The sequence below is a fragment of the Humisphaera borealis genome (assembly GCF_015169395.1).
Classification (GTDB): domain Bacteria; phylum Planctomycetota; class Phycisphaerae; order Tepidisphaerales; family Tepidisphaeraceae; genus Humisphaera; species Humisphaera borealis.
Genome location: NZ_CP063458.1, coordinates 5262221 through 5288881 on the forward strand (window position 1 = coordinate 5262221; position 26661 = coordinate 5288881).

Consider the following 26661-nt stretch of genomic DNA (forward strand, 5'->3'; position numbering starts at 1 on the left):
AAAGCCACCGATCAGCCCGGAGGTTCGAATGAGTGCAATGACCTTGATTCACGGCGCGTCCCTCGGCTTCAACATGAGTCGCTTGCTGCTGATCGAACGGCTGATCGCCGACGGTTCGGCCACGGAAGCGGAGCGAAGCGAGCTTTGTGTTGCCCTTCTGCAGATCGCGTTTAATGGAGTAGCGAAGCGATGAGCGCAACCCGCAACAATCTTTGCTACTTCGAAGCCAGCGAAGGGCCGCAGACGGTGGCGCTCGCGTTGCTTCCAGAGGGGCCGATCGTCTGGGAGCCGGGCCTCAAGCCGAACGTCTGGAGCTTTCGCACGCCGTACACCGAGCTTGCCAAGCTCGGGAACGAAATCGGGAGAACGGGCCGCCTTTCATTGTGCGATTCCACCGATCAGCCGGCCCTGGCGGACGTGAAGATCGACAATTGCCGGATCGTCGATTGCCAGCCACTGGACTTGAGCGAGGTCGTCAACGCCCAGGGCGTGAGCAGCCCGATCTTTGCTGAGTATCGGCTCACAATCGCTGATTGGCGGGACAAGTTCGTTTCGCCACGGGGGGGGCGACTGAAGGTGGGACTGGTCATGACCTCGTTCGTCGACGAAGTCGCAATTCAGTCAATGACCGATCCCGTCCGTGGCGACACCTGGACGCTCGAGTCCTCCAACGGCGGCCTGAACTGGACGAAGACCTTCTTCGACCGCCTCGGCCGCCCCTATCGGGTCGAGAAGTCTGCCCCGGCCGATGCCGGCACGGACGCGATCGCCTTCGCCACGACCGAGTATGACGGAAACGGCCGGGTCAGCCGCACCCGCGGGTTCGATGGCACGATCACGCTCTACCGCTTCGACTTCAACACCGGCCTGACCGACGTCATTCTCGACATGGACCGCGACGGCAAGTACACGCCGGTGGTGGATCGCAAGAGCACCACGCGCATCGCCGACAGCGGCGACCAGAGCGGAATCGTGACCAAGTCACTGGCCGACAGCGGGGTCTCGACTTCCACCACCACGACTTCCAACCACGGCCTCGACGGCAAGGCAGTCGTCAACGGCCAGACCGCCACGTCCGCCGTCGAGTTCCTCTCGCCCGGTGAAGGCGAAGGCTACCGCGTCACCACCAAAGCGCCCGACCTCACCCGGACCGTCGAAACCTACAAGTCCGGCTTCCTGATTTCGACCGAGCGATTCGGCACCAGCGGCTCGACGCCGATTACCTCCGAGTTCTACGGCTACGACGCTCTCGGCCGGCTGGAAACCGTCTACGACCCCGCCTGGGGCACCACGACGTACGAACGCCGGCCCGACGGCACGGTCAGCAAGATCACCTTCCCCGACGGCCGCACGCAGGTCTTTGCCAACTTCGATGACAAGACCAACGCACCCACCGCCGTCACCCGGCCGGGCGGCGGCGAGCAGTCGCAGACCCTCAACGATCAGGGCCGGCAGGCCACACAGGAAGGTTCAGGTCTGCTGCCGCTGCGGATGGCGTACCACGCCCAGACCGGGCAGATGACGTCGCTGAAGACCTTCAGGTCGGGTGAACTCGACGGCTCCGGGGCTGCCACAACCCAGTGGAGTTATGACAACCGCACCGGCTTGCTCAAGACCAAGACCTGGGCCGACAACTCGCAGGACGTCTACACCTACAACGGCGGGTTCCAGCAGACCGGCCTCACCCGGCCGGGGCAGTCAGCGCGGCAGTCGGCGACGTTCACGTACAACAACGCCGGCGAATCCCAAGGCAGCACCTACGCCGATTCCAGCTACGGCAGCATTATCAACGGCGTCCTCACCCGCGACGACGCCGGTCGGGCGCTGCTGGCCAGCCAGTTCAGCCAGGGCGTCGGTCTGGAAGGCGGGAGCAATCTCGACACCTCCGTCGCCGCGTACACGAACCTCGACCAGCTCAAGCTCGACAAGTCCGGCGGCACCGGCGCCGGCGTGGTGTACGAGTACTACGGACCTGCGGAGAACGCCGCCGGCCAAGCCCCCGGCGCGCTCAAGTCGATCACGCTCAAGCGGGGAGCCACCGTCTTCCAGAAGCTGGAGTATGCTTACGACTCGGTGAGCAAACGGCTGGCGACCATCACCCTCAAGAGCGGCAGCGGCACGACGCTGCAATCCTTCGACTACGCCTACAAGGCCCAGACCGACCTGGTCGAATCACTCACCATCCCTGGCGTCGGCCAGACGAGTTGGACGTACGAGCCCCAGACCGGCCGGCTGCAGAACCTCTCGGTTACGAACGTCCTGGACGACACGCCTTACCAGGCCGGCTACAGCTACAACGGCCACGACCAGCGCAGCGGCGAGACCGTCAGCTACAGCACGCCCGGCGGCGGATCGGTCTCCTACGCCGGTGAGTTTGGCTACGACGCCCACGACCAGCTCGCCACCGCCGCCAAGACCTACACGTCTGGTGGCCTGACGAACGAGAGCTATTCCTACACCTACGACGGCGTCGGCAACCGCACGTCGGCCAACGGCGCCGCTTCGGCGTTCAACAACCTCAACCAGAACACCGACTTCAACTACGACGCCCGCGGCAACCTGCTCGGCGACGGCGTGCAGACCTACACGTGGGACGCACTCGACCGCCTGACGAGCGTCACCAAGGCCGGTGGCCTGTCGCGCGTCGAGTTCGAGTACGACGGCCAGAACCGCCGGACGGAAAAGCGGGTGTACGGCCGAGCCTCGGTCGGCGATCCCTGGTCGCTGACCAGCACGATCCGCTACGCCTGGGAAGGCGAACGGCTGATCGCCGAGTTCGACAGCAACAACACGCTGCGGACGAGCTACGTCTGGGGCATGGGCGGCCTGGCGGGTGGGCTGCTAGCCGTCACCGATCACACGCCCTCCAGCGGGCCGCAAACCTACACCGCCATCCACGACGCGACGGGAAGCCTGGTCGGCTACCTCGACAGCACCGGCGCCGTGGCGGCGACGTTCCGCTACGACCCCTACGGGGTCCTGCTGTCCGCCGACGGAACGGCGAACAACGTCGGCAGCTACCGCTATGCCGGCGGGCAGTTGGATGAAGAGACCAACCTGCAGTACCACCTGAACCGGTACTATTCGCCGGGCCAGGGCCGTTTCCTGAACCGCGACCCGATCGCCGAGGGGGGTGGGGTGAACGTGTATGCCTATGCGGGCGGGGATCCGTTGAACTCCACGGATGCGAAAGGACTTGAGCCCAGCGAGCCACAACCGGTACATACTTGGGAGAACTTCGGCAAAGGCCAGCTCCGAAGTGATGGACGATTTTTCAAACTCTCAGAACCGGTGCCAGACATTAACGGAATGGCAAAGCACTACGTACACATGAAGGGGCGCGTGCCGAATTTCTCCCAATGGTCGCAGCAAACTATCAGAATGTACATATCAGGGGATCCTAGCTTTGATCGAATTCAGTCACAGCAGTTTTTTAAGCAGGCCTATGGGACAGTCATTGATCTTGATGAACTGAGAATCCATCACGATGGCCTAAATTTGCAAAAAGTACGGACTTCCCATGGAATTGAAATCTACAAGAGCGAAATGCAAGCGGTGCCAAAATTGGTCAATCAAACTCCACATATAGGTTCGGCTTCGATGGCGCGTCAGCTTCGCGAAGTTCAAAACATTAGCCCATCGCAATACAAGGAATTGGTGGAGCATCTCAACTCCAATCTTCTGAAGCAGATGAGCTCGGCACCCAAGCCGGTTACTCAATCAGCTATTGCCGTCCCTGCGAAGGCAGTCTCGAATAGTGCTTCAAAAATAGTTTCTCCTGCTAGCGCGGGTGTGACCCTCAAAGCAATCGGCGTGATCGGTGTTTTCACCAGCCTGCGGGACGCTGCGAAAGAAGCTGGAATAGGTGGCTACGCTTTTGGAGAAATTAACGCTCCCTACTATTTCACAGACAACTCGGGTTCGGTATTCGTTGCTCGTACCTGGAAAGACGGAATAGCGAACCTCTGGAAACAGCATTACGAAATTGAGTATATTGCCGGACCACGCACAGGGCACAAAGAAGAAGTAGACGAGGAGAACTACAATATTTATCAATGGACCGCTCGTCAGAAGTGGGGCGAGCTTATCAAAGGTGGTATATTCACTGAACCGAGGTTTAAGCCTGGGACAGATAGAGAATCGCTACCAGTCGTGGATCCGGTCTCCGGTGCAGTAAATGGCTGGGTCGATGAGGATGGGGTTCATATTGTAAACTACGATTTGCGAGGAAGAGTATGATTAATTTCAGATCAGGCGGACTAGGAACGATTCGTCCGCGAACTTCCGGGGCGGATGACAGTGAATTGCGCAAATTCGAGGGCGAATTTGGATATCGGATTCCCAATACGTATAGACATTTCTTGGCGACAGTGAATGGCGGAACGTTCACCGATCCATTTCCGATATCGCTTCCAGCCGGTTCGTTTAGCGATGCTACCTCTCTCTTTACGTTGTATTCTCTCGATTCAAAAAATCCTAGGAGCGGCGCCGATGTGCGCGAGGTACTGCGACTACACGCCACGCGCATTCCTACGGGCAGTCTCCCCATAGGCGATGACGGCGACAACCTGTTGTTGATCCACTGCATTCCGAATCGCGCCGGTCACATTTCGCTTTGGGTCCGCGAGGATGAGTGGGACAAAGCACCTGAAGAGAACTCGGTGCCCGTCGCAGACTCGTTCGAATCATGCTTTGGCTTGTCATAGATATTCTACACGTTCACAGCACCTACACCGATTCAAGCTATGGCAGCATCGTCAACGGCGTCCTCACCCGCGACGACGCCGGGCGGGCGCTGCTGGCCAGCCAGTTCAGCCAGGGCGTCGGCCTGGAAGGCGGCAGCAATCTCGACACCTCCGTCGCCGCGTACACGAACCTCGACCAGCTCAAGCTCGATAAGTCCGGCGGCACCGGCGCCGGCGTGGTGTACGAATATTCCGGCCCGGCGGAGAACAGCAGTGGTGCTGCCCCGGGTGCGCTCAAGTCGATCACGCTCAAGCGGGGTGCCACCGTCTTCCAGAAGCTGGAGTATGCTTATGACTCCGTGAGCAAACGGCTGGCGACCATCACCCTCAAGAGCGGCAGCGGCACGACGCTGCAATCCTTCGACTACGCCTACAAGGCCCAGACCGACCTGGTCGAATCACTCACCATCCCTGGCGTCGGCCAGACGAGTTGGACGTACGAGCCCCAGACCGGCCGGCTGCAGAACCTCTCGGTTACGAACGTCCTGGACGACACGCCTTACCAGGCCGGCTACAGCTACAACGGCCACGACCAGCGCAGCGGCGAGACCGTCAGCTACAGCACGCCCGGCGGCGGATCGGTCTCCTACGCCGGTGAGTTTGGCTACGACGCCCACGACCAGCTCGCCACCGCCGCCAAGACCTACACGTCTGGTGGCCTGACGAACGAGAGCTATTCCTACACCTACGACGGCGTCGGCAACCGCACGTCGGCCAACGGCGCCGCTTCGGCGTTCAACAACCTCAACCAGAACACCGACTTCAACTACGACGTCCGCGGCAACCTGCTCGGCGACGGCGTGCAGAGTTACACGTGGGACGCACTCGACCGCCTGACGAGCGTCACCAAGGCTGGCGGCCTGTCGCGGGTCGAGTTCGAGTACGACGGTCAGAACCGCCGGACGGAGAAGCGGGTATACGGCCGAGCCTCGGTCGGCGATCCCTGGTCGCTGACCAGCACCATCCGCTACGCCTGGGAAGGCGAGCGGCTGGCCGCCCGCAATGCCGCCGCCCGGCCTCGGGGCATCCTGCTGCTGGGCGTACCAGGCAGCGGCAAGAGCGCGTTCTGTAAAGCGCTCGGCAACGAGACCGGCCGGCCGACACTGATCTTGGATATCGGCGCCATGCTGGGCAGTCTGGTCGGCCAGACTGAGCAGAATGTCCGCCAGGCCCTGCGCATCGCCGACGCCATGGCTCCGTGCGTCCTGATGGTCGATGAAGTCGAGAAGGCCTTAAGCGGTGTCTCGGGCAGCGGCGACAGCGGCGTTTCGGCCCGGCTGTTCGGCACGCTTCTGACCTGGCTCAGCGATCACACCAGTGACGTATTCGTTGTCTGCACGGCCAATGACGTGAGCAAGCTGCCGCCGGAGTTCAGTAGAGCTGAGCGCTTTGACGGGATCTTCTTCCTGGACACCCCCGGCACGGCCGAGAAGTCGGCGATCTGGCCCATCCACCAGACGCGCTACGGTCTCAATGCAAATACCAAGCGGCCCGAGGACCGGGAGTGGACGGGTGCCGAGATCCAGTCCTGTTGCCGCTTGGCGGCGCTGCTGGATGTGCCGCTTCAGGAAGCAGCCAGGCACGTCGTCCCGGTGGCCGTGACCGCCGCCGAGGGTGTCGAACGGCTGAGGACCTGGGCGGCGGGGCGGTGCCTCGATGCCAGCCGACCGGGGGTGTACACCCGCACGACGGAGCCAACATCTCCTACCTCGCGTCGGGTAACCCGGGCATCGGCCAACTGAATCGCCACGGCAACACACGCCTCGCGCTTCCGCTCTCCCTTTCGTCTCCTCGCCTCAACATCTCCCACGTTCTGATCTCTTCTCGAACTTTGTGAAAGAACCTTATGACGACCACCTTAAACAGGCGGGCCGCCGCCGGTGCGCCCGCATCCGCCCGTGTTCTGCCCGAAAACGCGATCTCCGACCCCGCCGCCGCCCAGCGACTGCGGCGCAGCTTCGCCGCTGTCCGGGTCGCGTTCACCTGGTTCGGCGTCCGCAAGAGCCTCAGCGCCGAACAGAAGGCCCAGGCTGCCGAGCACTTTGGTGCCGAGGGACAGTATCTGTCCGCCGCCAAGAAGCTGCTGGACACGAAGCATGAGGCCTTCCAGCAGGTGACGGCCTTACGGTCACAGATCGTCAGCTATTGGAAAGCCGTGACTCTGCCGTACCCCGACCCGGGCATCCGGCTGATCCGACAGGACGACATCGAGGCCTTCAACACCCGCCTGACCCAGTTCCGCTCCGAGCTAGATGCCGCAGTGGCGAACTTGGACGACCATTTCGGTCAGCTCAGGTCCGCCGCTGCCGACCGGCTGGGGCGGCTCTACAACCCCGCCGACTACCCGCCCACCCTGCGGGGTCTCTTCGCCGTCGACTTCGATTTCCCCAGCGTCGATGCTCCGGAGTACCTGGCCCGGCTGAATCCCGAGCTGTACCAGCAGGAACGTCGGCGAATCAGTGAACGGTTCGACGAGGCGGTTCGCCTGGCGGAAGAAGCGTTCGTGGGTGAGTTCAGCAAGCTGGTGTCGCACCTGGTCGAACGTCTGACTGCCGGGCCCGACGGCGAACGCAAGGTGTTCCGGGACTCGGCGGTCAACAACTTGCGTGAATTCTTCGACCGCTTCAAGCATCTGAATGTTCGCAGCAACGCCGACCTGGACCGCCTGGTCGAAACCGCGAGCCAGACGCTGTCGGGGGTCGACCCGCACATCGTCCGCAACAGCAACTCACTCCGGCAGCAGGTGACGACCCAACTCTCGGCGGTGCAGTCGGTGCTGGACGGCATGCTGGTCGACCAGCCGCGGCGACGGATTCTTCGTCAAGGCCGTGGCAACAACGGCGCCGGCGGGGAGGGGGCGGCGGCATGACGCTGCTCATTCTGCCCGACGGGACTGCCAAATGTGTCTATGCCGAGACGATCGACCTGAACCGCCTAGGAGATATCGCCGTGACCCGGGCGAGCCACGTCGAGCCCGACTCGCAGGGACAGTGGTGGGCCGACCTCTCGCCCGTGTCGGGGCCAGCGCTCGGTCCGTTCACCCGCCGCAGCGATGCCTTGGCCGCCGAGACTGACTGGCTCGGCCGGAACTGGCTCACACCTTCGCACACCTGACAGGGGACATTCCCATCCTCTGTCTCGACTTCCTCTTCACCCTCTCAAGAAAGGACTCACCTATGACCATGACCACGATTAACCCTCAAGACTCCACCGACCTCGATAGCGACCTTCCCGATATCGCCACGATCACACCGACACCGCCGTCCCCTGTTTGGGAACGCCTAGGCGTCGACATCAGCCGCGCCCGTACCGCGGTCGACGCCCTGAAGGCTGCCGGGCTCGACTGGCAGGTGGAACAGTGGCCCGTGCAGGCGACTGACCCGCAGAGCTGGAAGACCACTCCGCTGCCTGATCACCTCGCCAACGTCAGGTCCGACACTCGTAACTTGCTTGGGGTCGTCGGCAAGACGTATCGCGTGTTCGAGAACCGACAGTTGTTCGAGTTCCTGGGCGCCCTGGTCGCCGACCGGCTGGTCTCGTTCCATTCCGCCGGCTGCCTGCGTGGCGGCCGGCGGGTTTGGGCACTGTGCCAGTTGCCTCGCGTGTACCAGGCCGCCCCCGATGACACGGTTAAGCCCTTCCTGCTCGTGACCAACACGCATGACGGCGACGGCCCACTTCAGATGGTGCCTGCCACCGTGCGGGATGTTTGTGCCAACGCGTTCAATCTGCCCTTAGACGTCGGCGGAAGCGGCAGCCGGGGCCTGACGATCCGGCATCACGCTGGGCTCACGCAGAGCTTAGCTGAGGCCCGGCGGAACCTCCGTGCCATCGCCGCCCGGTTCGAGCAGTTCGAATCCGAGCTGGCGACGCTGGCGGCGACGCCGCTGTCGCGCTGGCAGGTTGGTGAGTACTTCGCATCGGTACTCGCTGCCGCCGATGGCAGTGGCGATCAGCCGACTGACAGCCGAGACCGCCTACTGACCCGCCTGCAGGAGAACTTCGACGGGCCGACCAACACGATTCCGGGCATCGCCGGCACGGCTTGGGCGGCGTTCAACGCGGTGGGCGAGTGGGCCGACAGCCAGCGCTCATTCCGGGGCCGCGACGACCTGGCCCGTGCCGAGGCGCGGCTCGACGCGATCTGGTTCGGGAGCTCCCACCGACTGAAGCAGGCTGCATACCGCTCCGCCCTGGGTTTGGCGGGCCTGAACTGAACTCAGCTGAACCGGACCGGGTCTTCCGATCTCGTTCAGAAGTCTTGTTAAGCAAGGAGGTCAGATGAAAGAGACGATCGCATTCTGGCTGCTGCTGACGCTCGTCGTATTGCTGCTCTTGACCGGGTGACCGGTCGAAGCAACGACGACGACCGAAGGGCGTGCCTGCCGACTTCCGGCGGGCACGCCCTCTTTTCATGGAGGACTTATGTGGAGCAGATGTATATGGATTCTTGCGCTGGGCCTGTCCCTGGCGCTCACCGGCTGGGGCGTCATCGGCCTGTATACCCACAGACCATCCGGGTCAGGCAGTCAGCCGCCGCCATTCACCAACCATCACGTCGGTGTGTCAATCGCGGACCTGCAGGAACTGGCCGAGCTGACGATCCTGAAAGTCGACTTGGCCGACGTCCAAGAGACGACCCTGACCGGCAACACCGGCACAGCCAGAGCAACGCTGCTCATCGCCGGCGATGCCCGCATCGGCACCGACCTGGCCAAGGCCAAGATCATCAAGTGCGACGAGGCAACCCGGACGCTGGTGCTGCAGCTGCCGCTGCCGGTCGTCCAGTCGGTCCGACTCGATCACGCCCGCACCCGGCTGACATCCATCCGCCGAACGGGATTATGGCGGCTGATGCCGTCAGAGGAGACCCGAACGGACCTGGTCAACGCGGCGTTCGCCGAGGCCCAGCGGCAACTGGAGAAGGCGGCGGGGCGGTTGGAGTTACGGGAGAAAGCCCAAGCAAAGGCTGAGGCGATACTGCGGGATCACTTGAAAGTGGCACATTGGGATCTGGGCGTGGACTGGCGGTAGGAGCCGCCTTGCTACCGGTTTGCTACCCATTTGCTACCGCAGCTACGCCGTTCTATGCCGCGAGGTGCCGCGCCGTGCCGGCCCCGAAACACCTAGTGGTTCCCTTCAAAGGCCTTGAAACCAAGGCTTTTGATGACGAAACCCAATGAAAAAGGCCCACCCGAACTGGGTGGGCCTTTAGCTCCGCGAGTAGGACTCGAACCTACAACCAGCCGGTTAACAGCCGGCTGCTCTACCATTGAGCTATCGCGGAATCGACCGCCTCGCCTCTCGGCGACGCGGGTTGGGTAATGTATCCCGGCGGCGGGTGATGTCAAGTGGGCGGTGCCACATGCCGCTCGACTCTTGCGAGTGTAACTGGTGCTCTTGAAATGACTTTTCTACCTGCCGACACGCAAAAGCCCACGGACGGCGGTCCGTGGGCTTTTCTGATTTCGGGGGGTCTGGCGCGATCTCTCTGCTGGTCCTAGATCTCCAGCATCAGCCTTGCCGGGTCTTCCAGGTACTGCTTCAGGCGCACCAGGAAGCTGACCGATTCCTTGCCATCCACCAGACGATGATCGTAGCTGAGGGCGATGTACATCATCGGCCGGATCTCCACCTTGCCGTCGACGGCGATCGGGCGCTGCTGGATCGCGTGCATGCCGAGGATGGCGCTCTGCGGCGGATTGAGAATTGGCGTGCTCAGCAGGCTGCCAAAGACGCCGCCGTTGGTGATGCTGAAGGTGCCGCCGGTCAGCTCCTGGATGCTCAACTTGCCGTCGCGAACAGAGTTGGCCAGCCGCTTGATCTCACTCTCGATCTTGGCAAAGCCCATCTGGTCGGCGTTCCGCAGCACGGGGACGGCCAAGCCGCGCTCCGTGCTGACGGCAATGCCCAGGTGCACATAGTTGTGGTAGATGATGTCTTCGCCTTCGATGCTGGCGTTGACGCGGGGGAACTCCTTCAACGCGAGCGTGACGGCCTTGCCGAAGAAGCTCATGAAACCCAGGCCTATGCCGTGGACTTCCTGGAAGCGCTCCTTGAACTTGCCGCGAAGGGCCATGATCTGGCTCATGTCCACCTCGTTGAAGGTGGTCAGGATGGCAGCGGTCTGCTGGGCCTGGACGAGGGTCTGGGCGATGCGCTTGCGGATCTTGCTCATCGGCACGCGCTTCAGACCGTTGTCGTCGTAGCCGCCGACCGATTCGTCGGTCGATGCCGGCAGCGGGCGCGAGCCTGGGGCGGGCGTGGCGGGCGAGGGCTTGGCCTCGGGCTTCGCCGCCGGCGCGGGGGCGGGAGCCGCCGCGGGCTTGGCTTCCATGTGCCGGATGACGTCTTCCTTGATGATCTTTCCGCCGGGGCCGGTCGGGGCGATCGCGGCGGCGTCGAGGTTGTTCTCGTCGACCAGCCGTCGAACGGACGGACGCAGGTCCGGCGCGGCGGCGGCGGGGGCGTCTGCCGACGACGAAGCCGCCGCTGACGGAATACCCGGCGACGGATTGGCCGACGCGGTCGGGCCGGTGGATTTGGTTTCGGCGGGCTTGGCTTCAGGTGCCTTGGCGGCCGGCTTTGCGCCGGCTCCAGCCTCGTCCAGCATCGCGATCACGTCGCCGACCTTCACCGTGTCGCCGGGCTTGGCCTTGGTCGTCAGCACGCCGGCGGCGGGGGCGTTCAGCTCGGCGTTGGCCTTGTCGGTTTCGAGCTCGGCGATCACTTCATCTTTTGCGACGCGATCGCCGTCGTTCTTGGTCCAGCGGAGCAGGACGGCCTGGCTGACAGACTCGCCCATCGGGGGAACTGGTACTGAGGTTGGCATGTGGAGTGGGGGTTGGTAGTTGAAGCGAACCGGTTCTGCGCCGGTATCAGATCATCGGTCAGGTAATTGTGTCGTTTTCGCCGCGCGGGGCAACTGCGACAAGCAGAGACGAAGAGACTGAGAGGGCGAACGCCCGCGACACGGGTTGAAGATCCGTGTCACAGACGCTTGCCCTCTCAGTCAGCACGACTTTGGCAATCACATCATCTGCTGCGTCACCGGGCTGCTGGCCATCGCCTGCAGGCGGGCCGGGGGCGAAGCCGGCTGCGCTGCCGGGGCCGCGGCGGCGGCCGCCTGAACGGGGGTAGCCGGCGCCTTGGGGGCGATCTCAAGCGCCTGCTGGATGAGTTCCAGTTCCTCGTTGCCGTGGACCTTGGTCGATCCGGTGGCCGGGCTGGCGGATTCCTCGCGGCCCACGTAGTGCAGCGTCGCAGGGTCAGGCAGCAGTTCACGCAGCCGCGGCTCCATGTAGCTCCAGGCACCCTTGTTTTTGGGCTCTTCCTGAACCCAGGTGACATCGCGGGCGTTGCGATACTTCGCCAGTACCGCCTGGATTTCCTTCTTGGGGAACGGGTAAAGCTGTTCGACCCGAACCAGCGCCGTGTCCTTGATGCCTTCCTTCTCGCGCGCTTCCGACAGCGTGTAGAAGACCTTGCCGCTGCAGAACAGCACGCGGCGCACCTTTTCGCGGTCGAGTGCGACCGGATCGTCGATCACCAGTTGCATCACGCCGTCGGTGAACTCTTCGATCTTCGAGGTCGCGATCTCTGCCCGCAGCAAGCTCTTGGGCATCATCAGCACCAGGGGCTTGCGGAACTTGCGATGGATCTGCCGGCGAAGCAGGTGGAAGACCTGCGCCGGATTGCTCGGCACCGCGACCTGAATGTTGTTCTCGGCGCAGAGCGACAGGAACCGCTCCAGGTAGGCATTGGAGTGTTCGGGGCCCTGGCCTTCAAAGCCGTGCGGCAGCATCATCACCAGGCCGTTCATAAGCTGCCACTTGCTTTCGGCGGCGGAGATGAACTGGTCGATGATCGGCTGCGTTCCATTGACGAAGTCGCCGAACTGGGCCTCCCAGATGACGAGGTTGCGCGGGTCGGCCGAGGCGAAGCCGTACTCGAAGCCGAGCACAGCCATCTCCGACAGCATGGAGTTCTGGATCGTCAGGTGCGTCTTCTGATCGGGCACCATGAAGTTGAGCGGGGTGTACGGCTCGCCGGTTTCCTGATCGAACAGGACGGCCTGGCGATGACTGAACGTGCCGCGCTGAACGTCCTGACCGGTGAAGCGGATTGGCGTGCCTTCCAGCAGAAGGCTGCCCATGGCGAGCATCTCGCCGCAGCCCCAGTCGATGCCCTTGCCGGCCTTGACGGCGTCGAGCCGCTTCTTCATCAGCTCGGCGAGCTTCGGGTGGGGGTTGAAGATCGCGGGGAACTTATTGATCCCCTCGGCGACCTTCGCCAGCACATCGCGGGTGACCTTGGTGTTGGCCGACCAGTCGGTCGGGATGCGGACCATCGTCTTCCACAGCGGGTTAAATGTGGCCGACTTCTGCCGCGGGCGAACCTCTTCGGCGAGCTTCAGCGACGATTCAAGCCGCTCGCGTGCCACCGACTTCATGTCGTCGAGCACCTTCTGGTCGGCGTAGCTGTCGGCGACGAGTTTCTGGCTGTAAAGCTGCCGCGTCGTCTTGTGATCGCGGATCTGCTTGTACATCTTCGGCTGCGTGAACATCGGCTCGTCGGTCTCGTTGTGGCCCCAGCGGCGGTAGCACCACAGGTCGATGAACACGTCACACTTGAACTTCTGCCGGAACGCGATCGCGAGCTTGCCCGCCCAGACGACCGCTTCGGGATCGTCGCCGTTCACGTGGAAGATCGGCGCCTGGATCATCTTGGCGACGTCGGTCGGGTAGGGTGTGAACCGGCCTTCGTGCGGCGGCGTGGTGAAACCGATCTGGTTGTTGACGATCACGTGGATCGTGCCGCCGGTGCGCCAGAAGGGCAGTTCAGACAGGTTCAGCGTCTCGAAAACGATGCCCTGGCCGGTGAAGGCGGCGTCGCCGTGGAGGAGGATCGGGACGACCTTGCTGTGGTCCTTGTCGCCGCGAATCTTCTGCTTGCAGCGGACGATGCCCTCGACGACCGGGTTGACCAGTTCCAGATGGCTCGGGTTGGGGCTAAGGCTCAGGTGGACGTTCTTGCCGTTGGAAACCGAGCGGTCGTTGGCATAGCCCAGGTGATACTTGACGTCGCCGTCGCCTTCCCAGGCCTGCTGCACATTAGTGTACTTGAACTCGCTGAGGATGACTTCGTACGGCTTGTTCAGCACGTGAGCGAGCACACTCAGCCGGCCGCGGTGGGGCATGCCGAAACAGACTTCCTCGGCTCCGACGGTCGCGCCTTCGTCAACGATCGTGTTGAGCAGCGGAATGAGCGATTCAGCCCCTTCGAGGCTGAAGGTCTTGGCACCCTTGAACTTCAACCGCAGGAACTGCTCGAACTCTTCGGCGGCCAGCACCTGAAACAAAACCGCCCGAGCCTGCTCTTGCGACAGTTTCGGGCGATTGAGGACCGGCTCCATCTGTTGCGCAAGCCACTCGCGTTGCGCCTTGTCGGAGATGTTCTGGAATTCGACGCCGATCTGGCGGCAATAGGTGGCCTGGAGCTTCGCAAGAAGATCGCGCAACGTGCCATCGATCGGCCCGAGGAACCCGCCGGAACCGACGGTACGGTTCAGATCGGCTTCCGAGATATTGAACTGGGACAGTTCCAGGAGCTGATGGCTGGTACGGTTGTGCCCGAGGGGATCGATGTTGCCGACGAGGTGACCGAGTTCGCGGTAGGCGTGCACCAGTTTGTGGACGCCGATGGTGAGCTGGGGCATCGGGCCGGTGAACTCCGGGAGGGGTTCATGGGCCGACATCTCCGAGGCGATTCGGATGGTGGCGTCCTGGGTTCCTGTGGCGACTTTTCCATTGCCGTTGTTGGCATGGAAGTAGCCGGCGGGCATCGGTGCGCCGCTGTCCATCGCGGCGAACGTCTGCTGCCACGATTCATCGACCGAGCGGGGATCGCGCAGGTATTGCTCGTAAACTCGATCGACGTACTCAGGGTTTACACGGGTGACAAAATCTAAACGGTCCATCGACTAGCGCTCCATCGGGCCACCGAGTAACGCCGCGGGGCCCCGCGGTCGCTCGGTGTGTTCCCGAATGTTAGGCGGACTGCCGCCTCGGTCGCATCGATTTTACAGAGAACGGACGATGAAGCCCTATCGTCCGACCGCGAGAGCGTTCCTTTACATCACGCCGCTCGCCAATCGTCTGAGTTCGCCTTGCAAAATCCGGTTGTTTAGATGTCCCGATGTGATCGAACCACATCCGGGTCGTCTACCGACCAAACTTCAACTGCAGGACCGCACCTCTGTGCCGATGAACGATCGGCTCTGACTTTCTGAAGTTCCTCGTTTCCTGCAGAAAGTCATTTCGGCAAAGGTGCCGTCTTGCCCGAGGCAAGCCATCTTCGATTGCTGCGCACCGATCACAACCGATGCCGCATCCATCCGGCCTTGCCGCGAACCCCAAACGGGGTCGGCAAGGCACTGTTCCTCACGTTTCCAGTTCCACCATATCGACTTAGTCGCGCGCGAAAAAACAGTTGCGATGGCGCGACGCCGGCCGACTTGTCCTGTGACCAGTCTACCGTCATACCTGCACACCTGCCAATTCGTGGTCGCAGGAGTTGCGGCGTCGGACGCATCGCATTCCAGAGCACAGACGGTTTCGCATCAATCGGCTATGGCGATAAGCCGTGCCTGCCCGAAGCGGGGGACGACGTATTGGCACATCAGCCCGTCGCGTTTTGTGGGGAACGGGCCGCTGTACAACCGACCTCGCTCGCGCAGTTTTTCCGAGCGGCAGGAAGCCTGTCTCTTAAGTGTCTGCCAAGCATTGAATTGCGACACGGCGGTTCGCCGTGGCCGCGTCGCCAGTGTGAAAAGCGCGAAATGTTATCGCCCGTGGACATAGCAGGCACTGCCATTGCAAGAGGGTTTCCCGTCGCAGGTTGTTATGGGCCTTCCAGCGCTCGATGCGACCCATTGGAGCGGAAACATGAATTGCTTCCGCTCGAATGAAAATGAACTTTCCTCACAGAAAGGTTTCTGCCATGGAAACGACACAGCAAACTGATTCGTCCGGCCGAGTTGAACCCGCACGTGGTTTCGCGTCGATGGCCGACGATCGCCAGCGCGAAATCGCCCGCAAGGGGGGCCGCGCGGCCCACGCCAAGGGGACGGCCCACGAGTTCACGACCGACGAGGCCCGCGCCGCCGGCCAGAAGGGTGGTCAGCGCGTCAGTGCCAATCGCGAGCACATGTCTCGCATCGGCCGTATCGGCGGGAAGAAGTCGGCCGGCCGGCGACAGGAGATGCGCGACCAGAACAAAATCGGCGACGCGAGTGACCGTCGTCCCGGTCAGACCGAGGCGTCGGACGAGACCACCCGACAGCCCGGCGACGCCGAAAGCAGCGAGACACAGCGATAGTCCATGCGAGCCAGCATCGAAGTGAAGGCCCGGCAAAGCCGAGCTCGATCCGTTGTGCCCTGCGGCGAATATCCGCCGGGCGCACCGGTTCGGACTCGGCCTGCCGGGCCTCTTGATTGGTCTAGCGCGAAGCTCTTCTTTACCGACCGTTTCAAGTCCTTCGGCCTAGTTAGCGCCCTTCCCGCCTCGGTTCTGCCGGTTAGACTGACGTGCCGTACGTTAACGCGCACGCAATGGGTCCCGTTCACAATCGCGGTCACCCGCGAGGGAGGAATCATGTCATCTCGTCCGCTCGTTCGGAATCGTTCTCTCGTGGTCTCGCTTTCCTTACTGCTGGTCGCCAGCCTGGCGACCGCCGTTCGTGCCCAGCCGCTGGCCGACCGTGTGCCGGCCGACACGCTGATTTACGTCGGTTGGCTGGGCTACGACGCCAAGTCACCCGGGTTTGCCGGCTCGCACCTTGAAGCGGTCATGCAAGCCGCCGAGTTCAAGAAGCTCGTGGACGAGACCCTTCCCGGCCTGCTCGCCAAGGTCGCGAAGAAGGACGCCAACGCCGATCAGGTCATCACGCTCGCCAAGCCGATCGTGATGCCGATGCTCAAGCACCCGACGGCGATTTTTGTCGCCAAGCCGGTGCTGGCCAAGAACCAGCAGCCGATGCCCAAGGGAGGCATCATCTGCCAGGCCGGCCCTGACGCCGAGGCGATGAACGCGCAGATCCAGAAGCTGCTCGCCGACGGTCCGCCGGACCTCCAGCAGATGGTGAAGCTCTCCCGCCAGGGAGACACCGTCGCCGTCACGATCGGCTACGAAGCGGGCCTGCCCGCCGGCGGCGGTTTGTCGGCCTCGGCGGCGTTCAAGTCGATCGAAGCGCACACGGTCAAGAACAGCTCGCTGATGGTTTACGTCGACGTCGAGGCTTTGACCGCGACAGTCGAGCAGGCGATCGATCTTTACGCCGAAGCCGAAGAACCCCGCGCCTACTGGCCGAAGATTCGCGACGCGATCGGCCTGAAGAGCGTCAAGCGGTTCGTCTGGTCGAGTGGGTTTGACGGCAAAGAGTGGATGGACCACCTGTTCCTGTCGGCCCCCGAGCCGCGCACCGGCCTGGTTGCACTCGCCGACCCGACGCCCGTCTCGGAAGCGGCTCTCAAGAGCATTCCGATGACCGCCACCCTCGCCGGCGCCAGCAAGTTTGATGTCGCCAAGCTGATCGCCGGGGTGAAGAAGGCGGTCGTCGAAGTCGAGCCGGGGATGGCCCGGGAGATCGAGCGCGCCTTCGGTGAGGCCTCCAAGGCGATCGGCATGGATATCGAGAAGGACCTGCTCGCGACGCTCGGCGACGAATGGGTTTACTACGTCGACCCGATGACCGGCGGCCGCGGGCTTGGCGGCATCGTCATGCTCAACCGCCTGAAGGACGCGGCCAAGGCCGAGGCGGCGTTTGGCAAACTCGAAACGCTCGTCAATGACGAGCTGAAGAAAAACATTCGCGAGGAAGACGTCGAGATCAAGTTCCGCACCACCAAGTCCGGCGGCACCACGATCCATTATCTCGGCACGCCACTGGTGTCGCCCGCCTGGGCGATCAAGGACGGGCATCTCCTGATCGGCCTGTTCCCGCAGATGGTCGCCGGGGCGGCGGACCAGATCGGCGCGACCAAGTCGATTCTCGATAACCCGTCCTTCCAAGCTGTCCGCACCCGGCTGGGCGTGGCGAACGCCTCCGAGGTGGTCTTCATGGATCTCCCCAAGACCGCGCCCGACAGCTACGCCACGTGGGTGGCGATCAGCCGGCTGGTGAACTTCTCGGATGTGCTTGGCGTTCCGGCACCCGCGATGCTGCTGCCGCCGCTCAACAAGCTCATGCCCCACCTGACGCCCGCCGGCTCGGTCACCTGGACCGACAAGGACGGCATTCACGTCAAAGCGATCAGCTCGTTCCCCGGGGCGACCATCTTGGCGAGCGATCCGCTCGGCGGCATGCAGATGATGGCCCCGATGATGATGGGCGTGGCGATGCCCGCCATGCAGAAGGCACGCGAACAAGCGGGCAACGTAAAAAGCATGAGCAACCTCCGGCAGATCGCCCTTGCGGCGATCATCTACGCGAATGAGAAGAACGGTGCGCTTCCGAACTCGATGGCCGAACTCGTCGTGGCAGGCGACCTCTCCTCTGACGTCCTGATCAGCCCGTCGTCCGGGAAGCTTTCGCCGAAGTTCGATGACAAGAAAGAGCTGGGCCGCTGGGCCGAGGAAAACGCCGACTACATCTGGGTCGGCAAGGGCCTCAACGTCAACAAGGCAGGCCCGGACGTGGTCATCGCCCACGAGCGCCTCGGCATGTCGCCCAACGGCCGCGTGAACGTCGCGTTCGCCGATGGGCATGTCGAGCAGATGTTCGAAGACGACCTGGCCGACCGGCTGAAGAAGGCGCAGAAGTAACCGACCTGGCCAGCGCAGATCGAAGAGAACCGCAGATTTCGCAGATTTCGCAGATTAAAATGCGAACCTGCGGGATCTGCGGTTTTTTTCGTTCGGTGTGACGTGCCCCCGATTAGCGGTCGGACCGCAGGTCCACGCTTGCTTCGCTTTTCGGTTTCGCGAACACCCAGTGCCACATCGGCAAACTGAAGAGCATGTACACCCCGAACGCCGCGATAAGGCGTGCCCAGCGGTAGTCGATGCCCGCCGCTTCGCGGAGCAGGTTGTAGACGACGGCGTTGAGCAGCAGCGTCAGCGCTTCGACGAGCAGGAACCGCCAGACCTGCCGTCCGAACGCGCCGCGGTCGCCGTGGGTGTGGGCCTTGAACGCGAAACGCTGGTTGCCAAAGAACTGCACGACAATCCCCGCCACACAAGCCGGGATGATCGCCCAGCGCTCGGCCATCCCCAGCCAGACCGCCAGCAGGAGCACGCCGTAATCGACGATCGAGGCGACAATGCCGACGATCGCGGACGCGGTGAGGACGGAGGCGAAGCGGTTGTGCGTCTCTGCCTTCACTGATGTGGCGTGTTGATCGCTCATTGTCTCTCTGGATGATCGGATAACGCCGGTGTCTGAGGTACTCCGAAGACCCGGATGCTTCGCTTTCCCGCTGCAAGAATCCGGGTCTTCGGAGTACCTCAGACACCGGCGTGAATCCGTCGTGCCCGATTCGTGTTCGCGTAAGCATTAGCATCAGACCGACGAGCCGCTAAAGTACTTCGAGAATGTTTGGATCGGCATGTACGAGCGTTGCTTGGCGCTGAGACGCTCGGCCAGACGACCTCGCAGGTTTTTACCCGATTCTGAACCCTTGCGGATGAATGCCTTGATGGACAGACAGCGGCAGATTTGTCAGAAGTACAAGTCGGAGTTTATGGCTGCGCCGCTGGATCTAAAGGTTGGGATTTCCCGGAGCGTGCGAGATGGCGTCTTGCCGATCCACGGATTGCGCATCCGCCCCGCTCATGGTACGACTGGATGGTTTGTCTGGGCGGGTGGCGAGATGTTGCAAGCACCAGATTTCTTCGTGCCGCTTCACGTGGAGCATTTGCAAGAATGGTGTCCGATCATCATTCCGTTTCTCGGACTTGCACCGGGTTGGCGATTTCTGATTGCAGACGGCCACGAGGACGTTTGGTTTGACGGGGAACTTTTGTCGGAGTCTTGACGGATGTTTGGATCCCACCTCTCCATCGCCGGCGGCATGCACAAGGCGTTACTCGCCGCCGAGACGCTCGGCATGTCCACCGTTCAGGTCTTCACCAAGAACCAGGCCCAATGGGCCACGCCGCCGCTTGCCGATGACGTCGTCGCGAACTGGGCATCCCACCGCGATCGGCTGAAGTTCGCCCAGACCGTCAGCCACGACAGCTACCTGATTAACCTCGCGTCGCAGGATGACGCGCTCTGGAACAAGAGCATCGACACCTTCCAGGAAGAGCTTCGGCGGTGCTTGGTGCTCGGCATTCCTTACCTCGTCACGCATCCCGGCGCGCATCTGGGTGCGGGGGAAGACGTCGGGCTCATTCGCGTCGCCAAGGCGCTCGACATCGTCCACAGCCGCATCAAGCCCGGCGGGGTGACGACGTGCCTGGAGATCACCGCCGGGCAGGGGAGCTCGCTCGGCTACAAGCTCGAGCACCTGGCGACAATCATCGAAAAAGTGAAGACCCCCGATCGCCTGGCGGTCTGTCTCGATACGGCTCACCTCTTCGCCGCCGGCTACGACTTCCGCGGCCGTAAGTATGCCGCGTTCATGAAAGAGCTCGACAAGACCATCGGCATCGACCGCGTGAAGGTCTGGCATCTCAACGACAGCAAGAAAGACCTCGGCAGCCGGGTCGATCGTCACGAGCACATCGGCATCGGCAAGATCGGGCTGGACGGGTTCAAGCCGATCGTCCGCGACAAGGCGTTTGCGAACGTGCCGAAAATCCTCGAGACGGCGAAGGAAAAACACGAGAGCGGAAGGGACTGGGACGCGGTGAACCTCGAAGTATTGCAGGGTCTGATGAAGTCTTCCGGTTAGCCGCGACCCGAAGGGAGCGCGGGGACCCCAGTGCGTGTCGATCAACGCGGGGACCTTCATCGCGGGTCACGGGCCGCGCTCCCCTTCGGGTCGCGGCTAACCTTGCGCGAAACCGTCTACACCATCGCAAACAGCGCCTGCGTCCCTTCATTGCCTCGACCTTCGGCTCCCGCGCGATCGAACAATTCCGTCACCCGCTGGAGCGCCTGCAAATCCAGCCCCAATTCCTTCGTCGCCTCGGCGACCAGGCGCAGGTCCTTCTGCTGCAGCTTGATCATGAACCCGGGCGCGAAATCACCGGTGATCATGCGCGGGCCAAGGTTCGTGAGCTGCCATGAGCCCGCCGCGCCGCCGCCTACCGCTTGAATCGTCTTGGGCAGGTCCAGGCCGGCCTTCTTGGCGAACGTCAGCGCCTCGCAGACGGCCAGGTTGGTCACGCTCACCAGGATCTGGTTCACCAGCTTGGTGAGTTGCCCCGTTCCAATGCCGCCGCAGTGGGTGATCGTTTTGCCCATGTGCCGCAACAGCGGCTCGGCGGTTGCGAAAGCCGCCGCGTCGCCGCCGACCATGATCGACAGGGTGGCGTTCTTCGCGCCGATGTCGCCGCCGCTGACGGGAGCATCGAGCAGCGTCGTGCCGCGCTCGACCAGTTTCGCGGCCATCTCGCGGGTGGCGCTGGGGGAGATCGTCGAATGATCGACGACGATCAGGCCCGCGCGGGCCGATTCGATCACGCCACCCTTGCCGAGCAGGACCGACTCGACATCAGGCGTATCCGGGACGCAGGTGAAGACGACGCTGGCGTCCTTCGCCGCGGCGGCGGGGGAGTCGGCCCAGGTCGCCCCCTTGGCCAGCAGAGGCTCGACCCTCGATTTCGTGCGCGACGTGACCGTCACCCGATGCCCGGCGGCCAGCAGATGCCCGGCCATCGGCAGGCCCATGATTCCAGTTCCAATGAATGCGAGGTTCATATCGCAATGACAATGGGTTTTAGAGCGCAGGTCAACGCAGGGACGTGAGGGGATCGTGGAAATACGAGGAATTAAGCCGAGTGAGCAGGTCGAGGGATTAAGCCGATTAGCGGTCGCACCGCAGGTGCACTCTGTTCGGCAGGGGAATGAAAGAGTGCACCTGCGGTGCGACCGCTAATCGCCAGAGCCCGCCAAGTCCGTCTTACTTGCTGGCCAGAATCCCGATCAGGATCAGGTTCACCAGCACCGACACCCCCGCGACGATCGCGATCACCACCGCGATCGGCTCCTTCCACAGGTTCACTCTCGCCGGCACCGGCGGGAGGATATCGACCGTCTTGCCGGTCGCTTCCAGTGCGGCCAGGTCGTCGTCGCTTGCCTGTCGGCGGGCGAACTGCGGCTGATGGCCGGCGCGCACGGCACGCAGGTCGGCGAGCATTTCTTCCATGCTGCCGTAGCGGTCCTCGCGGCGCTTGGCCATCGATACTTCGATGATCTCGCCGATGCCGCTCGACAACGCCGTGTTGATATGGTCCGGCGGCGTCAGCGGGGCCTTGAGGTGCATGTGCATCACCGCCGCGGGCGTGTCGGCCTCGAAAGGCGGACGGCCGGTCAGCAGGTGGTACATCGTCGCGCCCAGCGAATAGATGTCGGCGCGGTGATCGATATCGACATCGCCACGGATCTGCTCCGGGCTGATGTAATACGGCGTGCCGTACGCCTTGCCGGCTTCGCTCTCGGCGGCTTCCTTGTCGTCCTGGGCGCGCGCCAGACCCATGTCGGTCAGCTTCGCCACACCTTCGGGCGTCATCAGGATGTTCTTGGGCTTCACGTCGCGGTGAATCAAATTGCGCTGGTGCGAGTGGGCCAGGGCGTCGGCCATCATGATCATGATGTCCAACCCCTCTTCCTCGGAGAACTTGTGCCCGTCGCCGTGCGGCGGGGGGACCATCATGTCGTAGAGCGTCTTGCCCTCGATCATCTCCATAACGAAGTAGTGATACCCCTTGGGCGACGAACCGACGTCGATCGCCTGCACGATATTGTTATGGCTCAGCCGGGCGGCGGCGCGTCCTTCCTTATAAAACCGTTCGACGAACTCGACATTCTCGCTCATCTTCTTCGGCAGCACCTTCACGGCGACGATGCGATCAAGCGAGGTCTGCCGGGCCTTATAAACGGTCGCCATCGCGCCCTTGCCCAGGCGGGAGATCAACTGGTATCCGGGGATCTGGCTGTTGTCGCGGTCTTCGAGCTGGCCCTTGATTCGGCGGGCCTGCGTGACAGTGATAAAGCTGTTCTCGACCAGCAGGTCGGCCAGGCTGCGCTGGTTGGGGTCGGACGACTGCTTCTGCTGCTCGCGACAGTGACTGACTTCCTGCTGGGTCACCAGGCCGCTCTCGACCACCAGCCTTGCGACCTCGGAATCGAGCGAAGGGGCGATCTGCCCCGATATCGATCCGCCAGACTGCGACAGACCCGGGGCGGCAGACAAATCCACGCGAGATGATCGATCGGTTTGCGACATGGCTGCTCAACTCACTGCCGTGGCACGCGTCGGGAAGCGCCACAAGCTGCGTAACAACAAAGAGCATGACACAGGCGAAAGGGCGCGGCAACCGGATAACAAAATCTGCACCCAAGCACCGATATGACAAGGACCTGTATCGGATTGTGTCGATCCGGGTCCTCAGTCCGAAATGTTAGGCGGAGCGACCGCCAGGAGCGACAGGAACGTGCAGAAACTAGGCGCGTCGCAACAGCCTGTCAAGACGAGAAAACGGGTTGCACCGGTCTTAACGACATCGTCCGACGAACCAGACGAACGGCAAGACGCCGGATGGATCACCACGGAGGACATCATGAGGCCTCGGGCCTCACACCGAGATGATGAAAAGTGAAGCCGATACACAACAGGCCCGAAGGGCCGAGAGGTGGCCTTCCCCACGTTTGGTGGGCGCGGGTTGGGTTAACTGCGGCTCGCCTCGAACGATTCGGGGCTCTGATAGCCTAACGTGCTATGCAGCCGCTTTCGATTGTAGAACACCTCGATGTACTCAAAGATCGACTGCCGGGCCTCCGCCCGCGTCGCATACCTCGTCCCTTCCATCAGCTCGCTCTTGAGCGTGCTCCAGAAGCTCTCCATCGTCGCATTGTCCCAGCACTCGCCCGGATCGCTCATGCTCACCACCATCCCGTGCGATTGTAACAAATGCTGGTAGTCCTCCGACGCGTACTGTACTCCTCGGTCGCTATGGTGCAGCAGGCCCTTGCAAGGCTGCCGCTGCGCGATCGCCATCTGCAACGCCTCGGCCACCAGCTCCGTACGCATGTGCTGCGTCATCGACCAGCCGACGATCTTCCGCGAGTACAGATCCAGCACGCCCGCCAGGTAAAGCCAGCCCTCAGCGGTTTCGACGTAGGTGATGTCCGCCACCCACTTGCGGTCCGGACCCTCGGCGGCGAACTGCCGGTCCAGTACGTTCGTCGCCACCGGCTGCCCGTGCCCGCTGTCGGTCGTACGCGGCACGAAACGACGCCGACCTTTGGCTCGGATCTGCGCCTGCTTCATGATGGCAGCGACCGTGTTCTCACACACGCTTTGACCCTCGCTTTTGAGCACCTGGTAGATCCGCGGGCTGCCGTACACCTGGCGGTTGGCCTCGTGCACGTCGCGGATCCGCACGAGCAGTTCCTGACGCCGACGCTGTCGCTCGCTGTCGGCACGACACCTCCAGGCGTAGAAGCCCGAGCGCGTGACCGACAACACCCGGCAACACGCTGCCAGCGGATAGTCGTCGAGCGTGCTGGCAATGAAGGCGAACCTCACTCCTGCTGGCTGGCAAAGAACGCCGTCGCTTTTTTTAGGATCTCACGCTCCATTCGCAAACGCGCGTTTTCGGTGCGCAGCTGCTGCAGCTCTTTGGCCATCGCCGCCGGCGAGGCCGAGTCGGGATCGGCCGTGTACTTCTCGATCCATTCGCGGATGCACTTGGGATCGACGCCGAGGTCCTTAGCCGCCTGCATTACCGATCGGCCCTGCTGGTGCACCAGCTTGACGGCACCCAGCTTGAACTCACGAGTGAACTTCCTACGACGCATGGCCAGCTCCTTCGGCAGGAGGGTATCCTGCCCAGTGAGCGCCCACCAAACGTGGGGAAGGCCAATTCTATAGCCCAGGGCAACGCCCTGGGTACCGGCACCGAGTTTTTCGCAAAGGCCTGAAACGCCGGGATATCGAACGGTGTATTGCGGCCCTTCAGGCCTTGTCCGAGTGTTTCCAATGTCCCAGGGCGTTGCCCTGGGCTATAGGATTGCGGCCCGTTGGGCCTGAGAACCCGGCCGTCGAACGCTGTTTTCGGAGCAGGCACCGAGACACGGAAGGTAACCCGAGTCGGGCGTTCGGTACCGTGATTCGGAGTTATGGTCAGATCATTGTCATCAAGAGCCGTCTGAACGGTGGACGGATTGTCACTTCGGCAACTTTACCGCAGGCCGAGTTACCCTCCGTGTCGCCGTGCCTTGTATGTTGGATTCCGTACCGTCTGATGGTTCAATGCCGCATGCCGCTTCGCGGGCTTCGAAGCGTAGCGAGAAGCCCGCGAAGCGGCGGCGGACGACAGATCGTTCGTGCCCAGACGCCGTCATGGACGTCGTCACGGAGCCTGATCGTCGTTCGTCGCGTGCGACTAACCCGAACAGCCGACTGAACCCGTCGCCCCGGCGGCGGAGTTCGTATTCGCAAGGCAGGGAAGCCACCATGCAGCACGAAGCCAACAGCAACGCCGTTCCGTCCGCCGCGGTGTCCGATGTCTCGTTGCCGGTCGCCGGCATCGACGTCGCCAAGGATCAGCTCGACGTCTTCATTGATGTCGTCGCCCAGCGGCTGCGAGTCAGCAACAACGACGAGGGGGTCGCACGCCTCGTCGCCACGCTGCGTCAGCACAAGGTTCGCCTGGTTGTCCTGGAGTCCACCGGCCGGTACCACCGCGCCGCGGCCGCCGCGTTGCTTCAGGCCGGCGTCAACGTCTCGGTCGTCAACCCCAAGAACGTCCGCGCCTTCGCCGTCGCCGACGGCAGGCTCGAGAAGACCGACGCGATCGACGCCCAGGTCATCGCCTCGTTCGGACGGGCGCTCAACCCGCGGATTACCGCCAAAACGCCGGAGAAACAGACGGTTCTGGCCGACCTGGTCTCCCGGCGTCGCGGCCTGGTGCAGGTCCGGGTCGCCGAACGCAACCGCGGCCAGGGACAACTGCCCACGCTGGCGGCCACCCAGTCCACGAAGCTGCTGCGGCTGGTCAACCAGCAGATCGAGGATCTGGACCGCGCGATCGCCAAGCTGATCGAAGGCGACGACGACTGGCACAATACGTCGAAGATCATCGACTCGGTGCCCGGCATCGGGCCCGAAACGGCTAACCAGCTGGTCTCCAGCCTGCCGGAGCTGGGTAAACTCAACCGCCAGGAGATCGCCAAGCTCGTCGGCCTGGCGCCGCTCAACTGCGACTCGGGCACGCAACGCGGCCAGCGGCATATCCGCGGGGGGCGGGATCACGTTCGAAACTGCCTGTACATGGCGACGTTCAATGCCCGGCAACGCTGCGACAAGTTCCGGCGTTTCTTCGATGGTCTTGTCGGGCGTGGCAAGCATTACCAAGTCGCGATGACCGCCTGCATGCGTAAGCTGCTGGTCATCCTGAACGAGATGGTGAAGAACAAGACCCATTGGGACTCGAAGTTCGCGTCATAACTTTTCTGGAGCGTTCACTTGAAAAAGCACACAGCCGCTCCGTGGTGCTCTTCTCTTCGGCCGTGCTTGTCGTCTGATGCTTCTCGCTCATCCCGCCCGCTTCTGATTTGACTTCCGGGCCGGTTCTGGCGCACAATATTCGGCCCGCTGAGCAGCGTCTCGGCGGTGATTGTCGGTGGCCGTAGCTCAGTTGGTAGAGCGCCAGGTTGTGGTCCTGGACGTCGCGGGTTCAAATCCCGTCGGTCACCCGTTAAGCAGGCAAGAGGCACGAAGGCACGAAGGCACGAAGGAATTGG

General features: G+C 62.8%; 20 protein-coding genes and 2 tRNA genes. 14 read left to right on the forward strand and 8 right to left on the reverse strand.

Going from position 1 to position 26661, the window contains the following annotated elements; translation table 11 throughout:
- Positions 1 to 28: 28 nt before the first annotated feature.
- The 7 genes from IPV69_RS19645 to IPV69_RS19675 all read left to right on the forward strand — a co-directional run bounded on the left by IPV69_RS19645 (position 29) and on the right by IPV69_RS19675 (position 8962).
- A complete protein-coding gene (locus tag IPV69_RS19645; protein WP_206291424.1) occupies positions 29 to 193 on the forward strand; it encodes a hypothetical protein in 165 nt (54 codons plus the stop codon).
- Positions 190 to 4239 (forward strand): RHS repeat domain-containing protein, encoded by a 4050-nt coding sequence (locus IPV69_RS19650; RefSeq protein ID WP_206291425.1) that lies wholly within the window; start codon positions 190 to 192, stop codon positions 4237 to 4239. The genes IPV69_RS19645 and IPV69_RS19650 overlap by 4 nt, the downstream gene beginning before the upstream one ends.
- Positions 4236 to 4706 (forward strand): SMI1/KNR4 family protein, encoded by a 471-nt coding sequence (locus tag IPV69_RS27995; protein WP_206291426.1) that lies wholly within the window; start codon positions 4236 to 4238, stop codon positions 4704 to 4706. The genes IPV69_RS19650 and IPV69_RS27995 overlap by 4 nt, the downstream gene beginning before the upstream one ends.
- Positions 4688 to 6487 carry an AAA family ATPase gene (locus IPV69_RS19660; protein WP_206291427.1) on the forward strand — a complete coding sequence of 600 codons (1800 nt, stop codon included), beginning with the start codon at positions 4688 to 4690 and terminating at the stop codon, positions 6485 to 6487. Before IPV69_RS27995 ends, IPV69_RS19660 begins: the two co-directional genes overlap by 19 nt.
- A 104-nt stretch (positions 6488 to 6591) precedes the next feature.
- Positions 6592 to 7614 (forward strand): hypothetical protein, encoded by a 1023-nt coding sequence (locus IPV69_RS19665; protein WP_206291428.1) that lies wholly within the window; start codon positions 6592 to 6594, stop codon positions 7612 to 7614.
- Entirely contained in the window at positions 7611 to 7859 is a 249-nt protein-coding gene (locus IPV69_RS19670; protein WP_206291429.1) for a hypothetical protein, read from the forward strand. Before IPV69_RS19665 ends, IPV69_RS19670 begins: the two co-directional genes overlap by 4 nt.
- Positions 7860 to 7921: 62 nt before the next feature.
- Positions 7922 to 8962 (forward strand): DUF932 domain-containing protein, encoded by a 1041-nt coding sequence (locus IPV69_RS19675; RefSeq protein WP_206291430.1) that lies wholly within the window; start codon positions 7922 to 7924, stop codon positions 8960 to 8962.
- Between the two features lie 60 nt (positions 8963 to 9022).
- Here the strand turns inward: IPV69_RS19675 and IPV69_RS27610 are convergent, their stop codons facing one another.
- Complete coding sequence (locus IPV69_RS27610) at positions 9023 to 9148, reverse strand: hypothetical protein (RefSeq protein WP_261361978.1); 126 nt, start codon at positions 9146 to 9148, stop codon at positions 9023 to 9025.
- Positions 9149 to 9170: 22 nt separating this feature from the next.
- Here IPV69_RS27610 and IPV69_RS19680 point away from each other — a divergent pair, with 22 nt between their 5' ends.
- Complete coding sequence (locus tag IPV69_RS19680; RefSeq protein WP_206291431.1) at positions 9171 to 9779, forward strand: DUF4230 domain-containing protein; 609 nt, start codon at positions 9171 to 9173, stop codon at positions 9777 to 9779.
- Positions 9780 to 9960: 181 nt separating this feature from the next.
- Here IPV69_RS19680 and IPV69_RS19685 read toward each other — a convergent pair.
- The 3 genes from IPV69_RS19685 to IPV69_RS19695 form a co-directional block, all read right to left on the reverse strand.
- Positions 9961 to 10032, reverse strand: a tRNA-Asn gene (locus IPV69_RS19685).
- Positions 10033 to 10245: 213 nt separating this feature from the next.
- Entirely contained in the window at positions 10246 to 11577 is a 1332-nt protein-coding gene (odhB, locus tag IPV69_RS19690; protein WP_206291432.1) for a 2-oxoglutarate dehydrogenase complex dihydrolipoyllysine-residue succinyltransferase, read from the reverse strand.
- A 198-nt stretch (positions 11578 to 11775) separates the two neighbouring features.
- On the reverse strand, positions 11776 to 14724 hold the full coding sequence (locus tag IPV69_RS19695; RefSeq protein ID WP_206291433.1) for a 2-oxoglutarate dehydrogenase E1 component: 2949 nt from the start codon (positions 14722 to 14724) through the stop codon (positions 11776 to 11778).
- Positions 14725 to 15746: 1022 nt separating this feature from the next.
- Between IPV69_RS19695 and IPV69_RS19700 the strand changes: the two genes are divergently transcribed.
- Together IPV69_RS19700 and IPV69_RS19705 are read left to right on the forward strand one after the other, a co-directional pair.
- On the forward strand, positions 15747 to 16124 hold the full coding sequence (locus IPV69_RS19700; RefSeq protein WP_206291434.1) for a KGG domain-containing protein: 378 nt from the start codon (positions 15747 to 15749) through the stop codon (positions 16122 to 16124).
- A gap of 276 nt (positions 16125 to 16400) precedes the next feature.
- Entirely contained in the window at positions 16401 to 18569 is a 2169-nt protein-coding gene (locus tag IPV69_RS19705) for a DUF3352 domain-containing protein (RefSeq protein ID WP_206291435.1), read from the forward strand.
- Positions 18570 to 18681: 112 nt separating this feature from the next.
- Here IPV69_RS19705 and IPV69_RS19710 read toward each other — a convergent pair whose 3' ends face one another.
- Complete coding sequence (locus tag IPV69_RS19710) at positions 18682 to 19152, reverse strand: GtrA family protein (protein ID WP_206291436.1); 471 nt, start codon at positions 19150 to 19152, stop codon at positions 18682 to 18684.
- A gap of 277 nt (positions 19153 to 19429) precedes the next feature.
- Here IPV69_RS19710 and IPV69_RS19715 point away from each other — a divergent pair, with 277 nt between their 5' ends.
- Together IPV69_RS19715 and IPV69_RS19720 are read left to right on the forward strand one after the other, a co-directional pair.
- Positions 19430 to 19780: an immunity protein Imm33 domain-containing protein gene (locus IPV69_RS19715; protein ID WP_390884422.1), complete on the forward strand. Its 351-nt coding sequence runs from the start codon at positions 19430 to 19432 to the stop codon at positions 19778 to 19780.
- Between the two features lie 3 nt (positions 19781 to 19783).
- Complete coding sequence (locus IPV69_RS19720) at positions 19784 to 20641, forward strand: deoxyribonuclease IV (protein ID WP_206291438.1); 858 nt, start codon at positions 19784 to 19786, stop codon at positions 20639 to 20641.
- 116 nt (positions 20642 to 20757) lie between these two features.
- Here IPV69_RS19720 and IPV69_RS19725 read toward each other — a convergent pair whose 3' ends face one another.
- From IPV69_RS19725 to IPV69_RS19735, 3 genes are all read right to left on the reverse strand, one after another.
- The gene (locus tag IPV69_RS19725) at positions 20758 to 21612 is read right to left on the reverse strand and encodes an NAD(P)-dependent oxidoreductase (RefSeq protein WP_206291439.1); all 855 of its coding nucleotides are present in this window, start codon (positions 21610 to 21612) and stop codon (positions 20758 to 20760) included.
- 202 nt (positions 21613 to 21814) lie between these two features.
- Positions 21815 to 23140, reverse strand: coding sequence for a serine/threonine-protein kinase (locus IPV69_RS19730; RefSeq protein WP_206291440.1), 1326 nt, complete (start codon positions 23138 to 23140; stop codon positions 21815 to 21817).
- Positions 23141 to 23581: 441 nt separating this feature from the next.
- Positions 23582 to 24714 (reverse strand): IS3 family transposase gene (locus IPV69_RS19735; protein WP_206290836.1). Its coding sequence is split into 2 segments (ribosomal slippage): positions 23582 to 24466 and positions 24469 to 24714, totalling 1131 coding nucleotides; the frame shifts between segments, so codons are not numbered across the junction.
- A gap of 658 nt (positions 24715 to 25372) precedes the next feature.
- Between IPV69_RS19735 and IPV69_RS19740 the strand changes: the two genes are divergently transcribed.
- Positions 25373 to 26365, forward strand: coding sequence for an IS110 family RNA-guided transposase (locus IPV69_RS19740; protein ID WP_206290195.1), 993 nt, complete (start codon positions 25373 to 25375; stop codon positions 26363 to 26365).
- A gap of 175 nt (positions 26366 to 26540) precedes the next feature.
- Positions 26541 to 26613 (forward strand) — tRNA-His (locus tag IPV69_RS19745).
- The last annotated feature ends 48 nt before the right edge of the window (positions 26614 to 26661 follow it).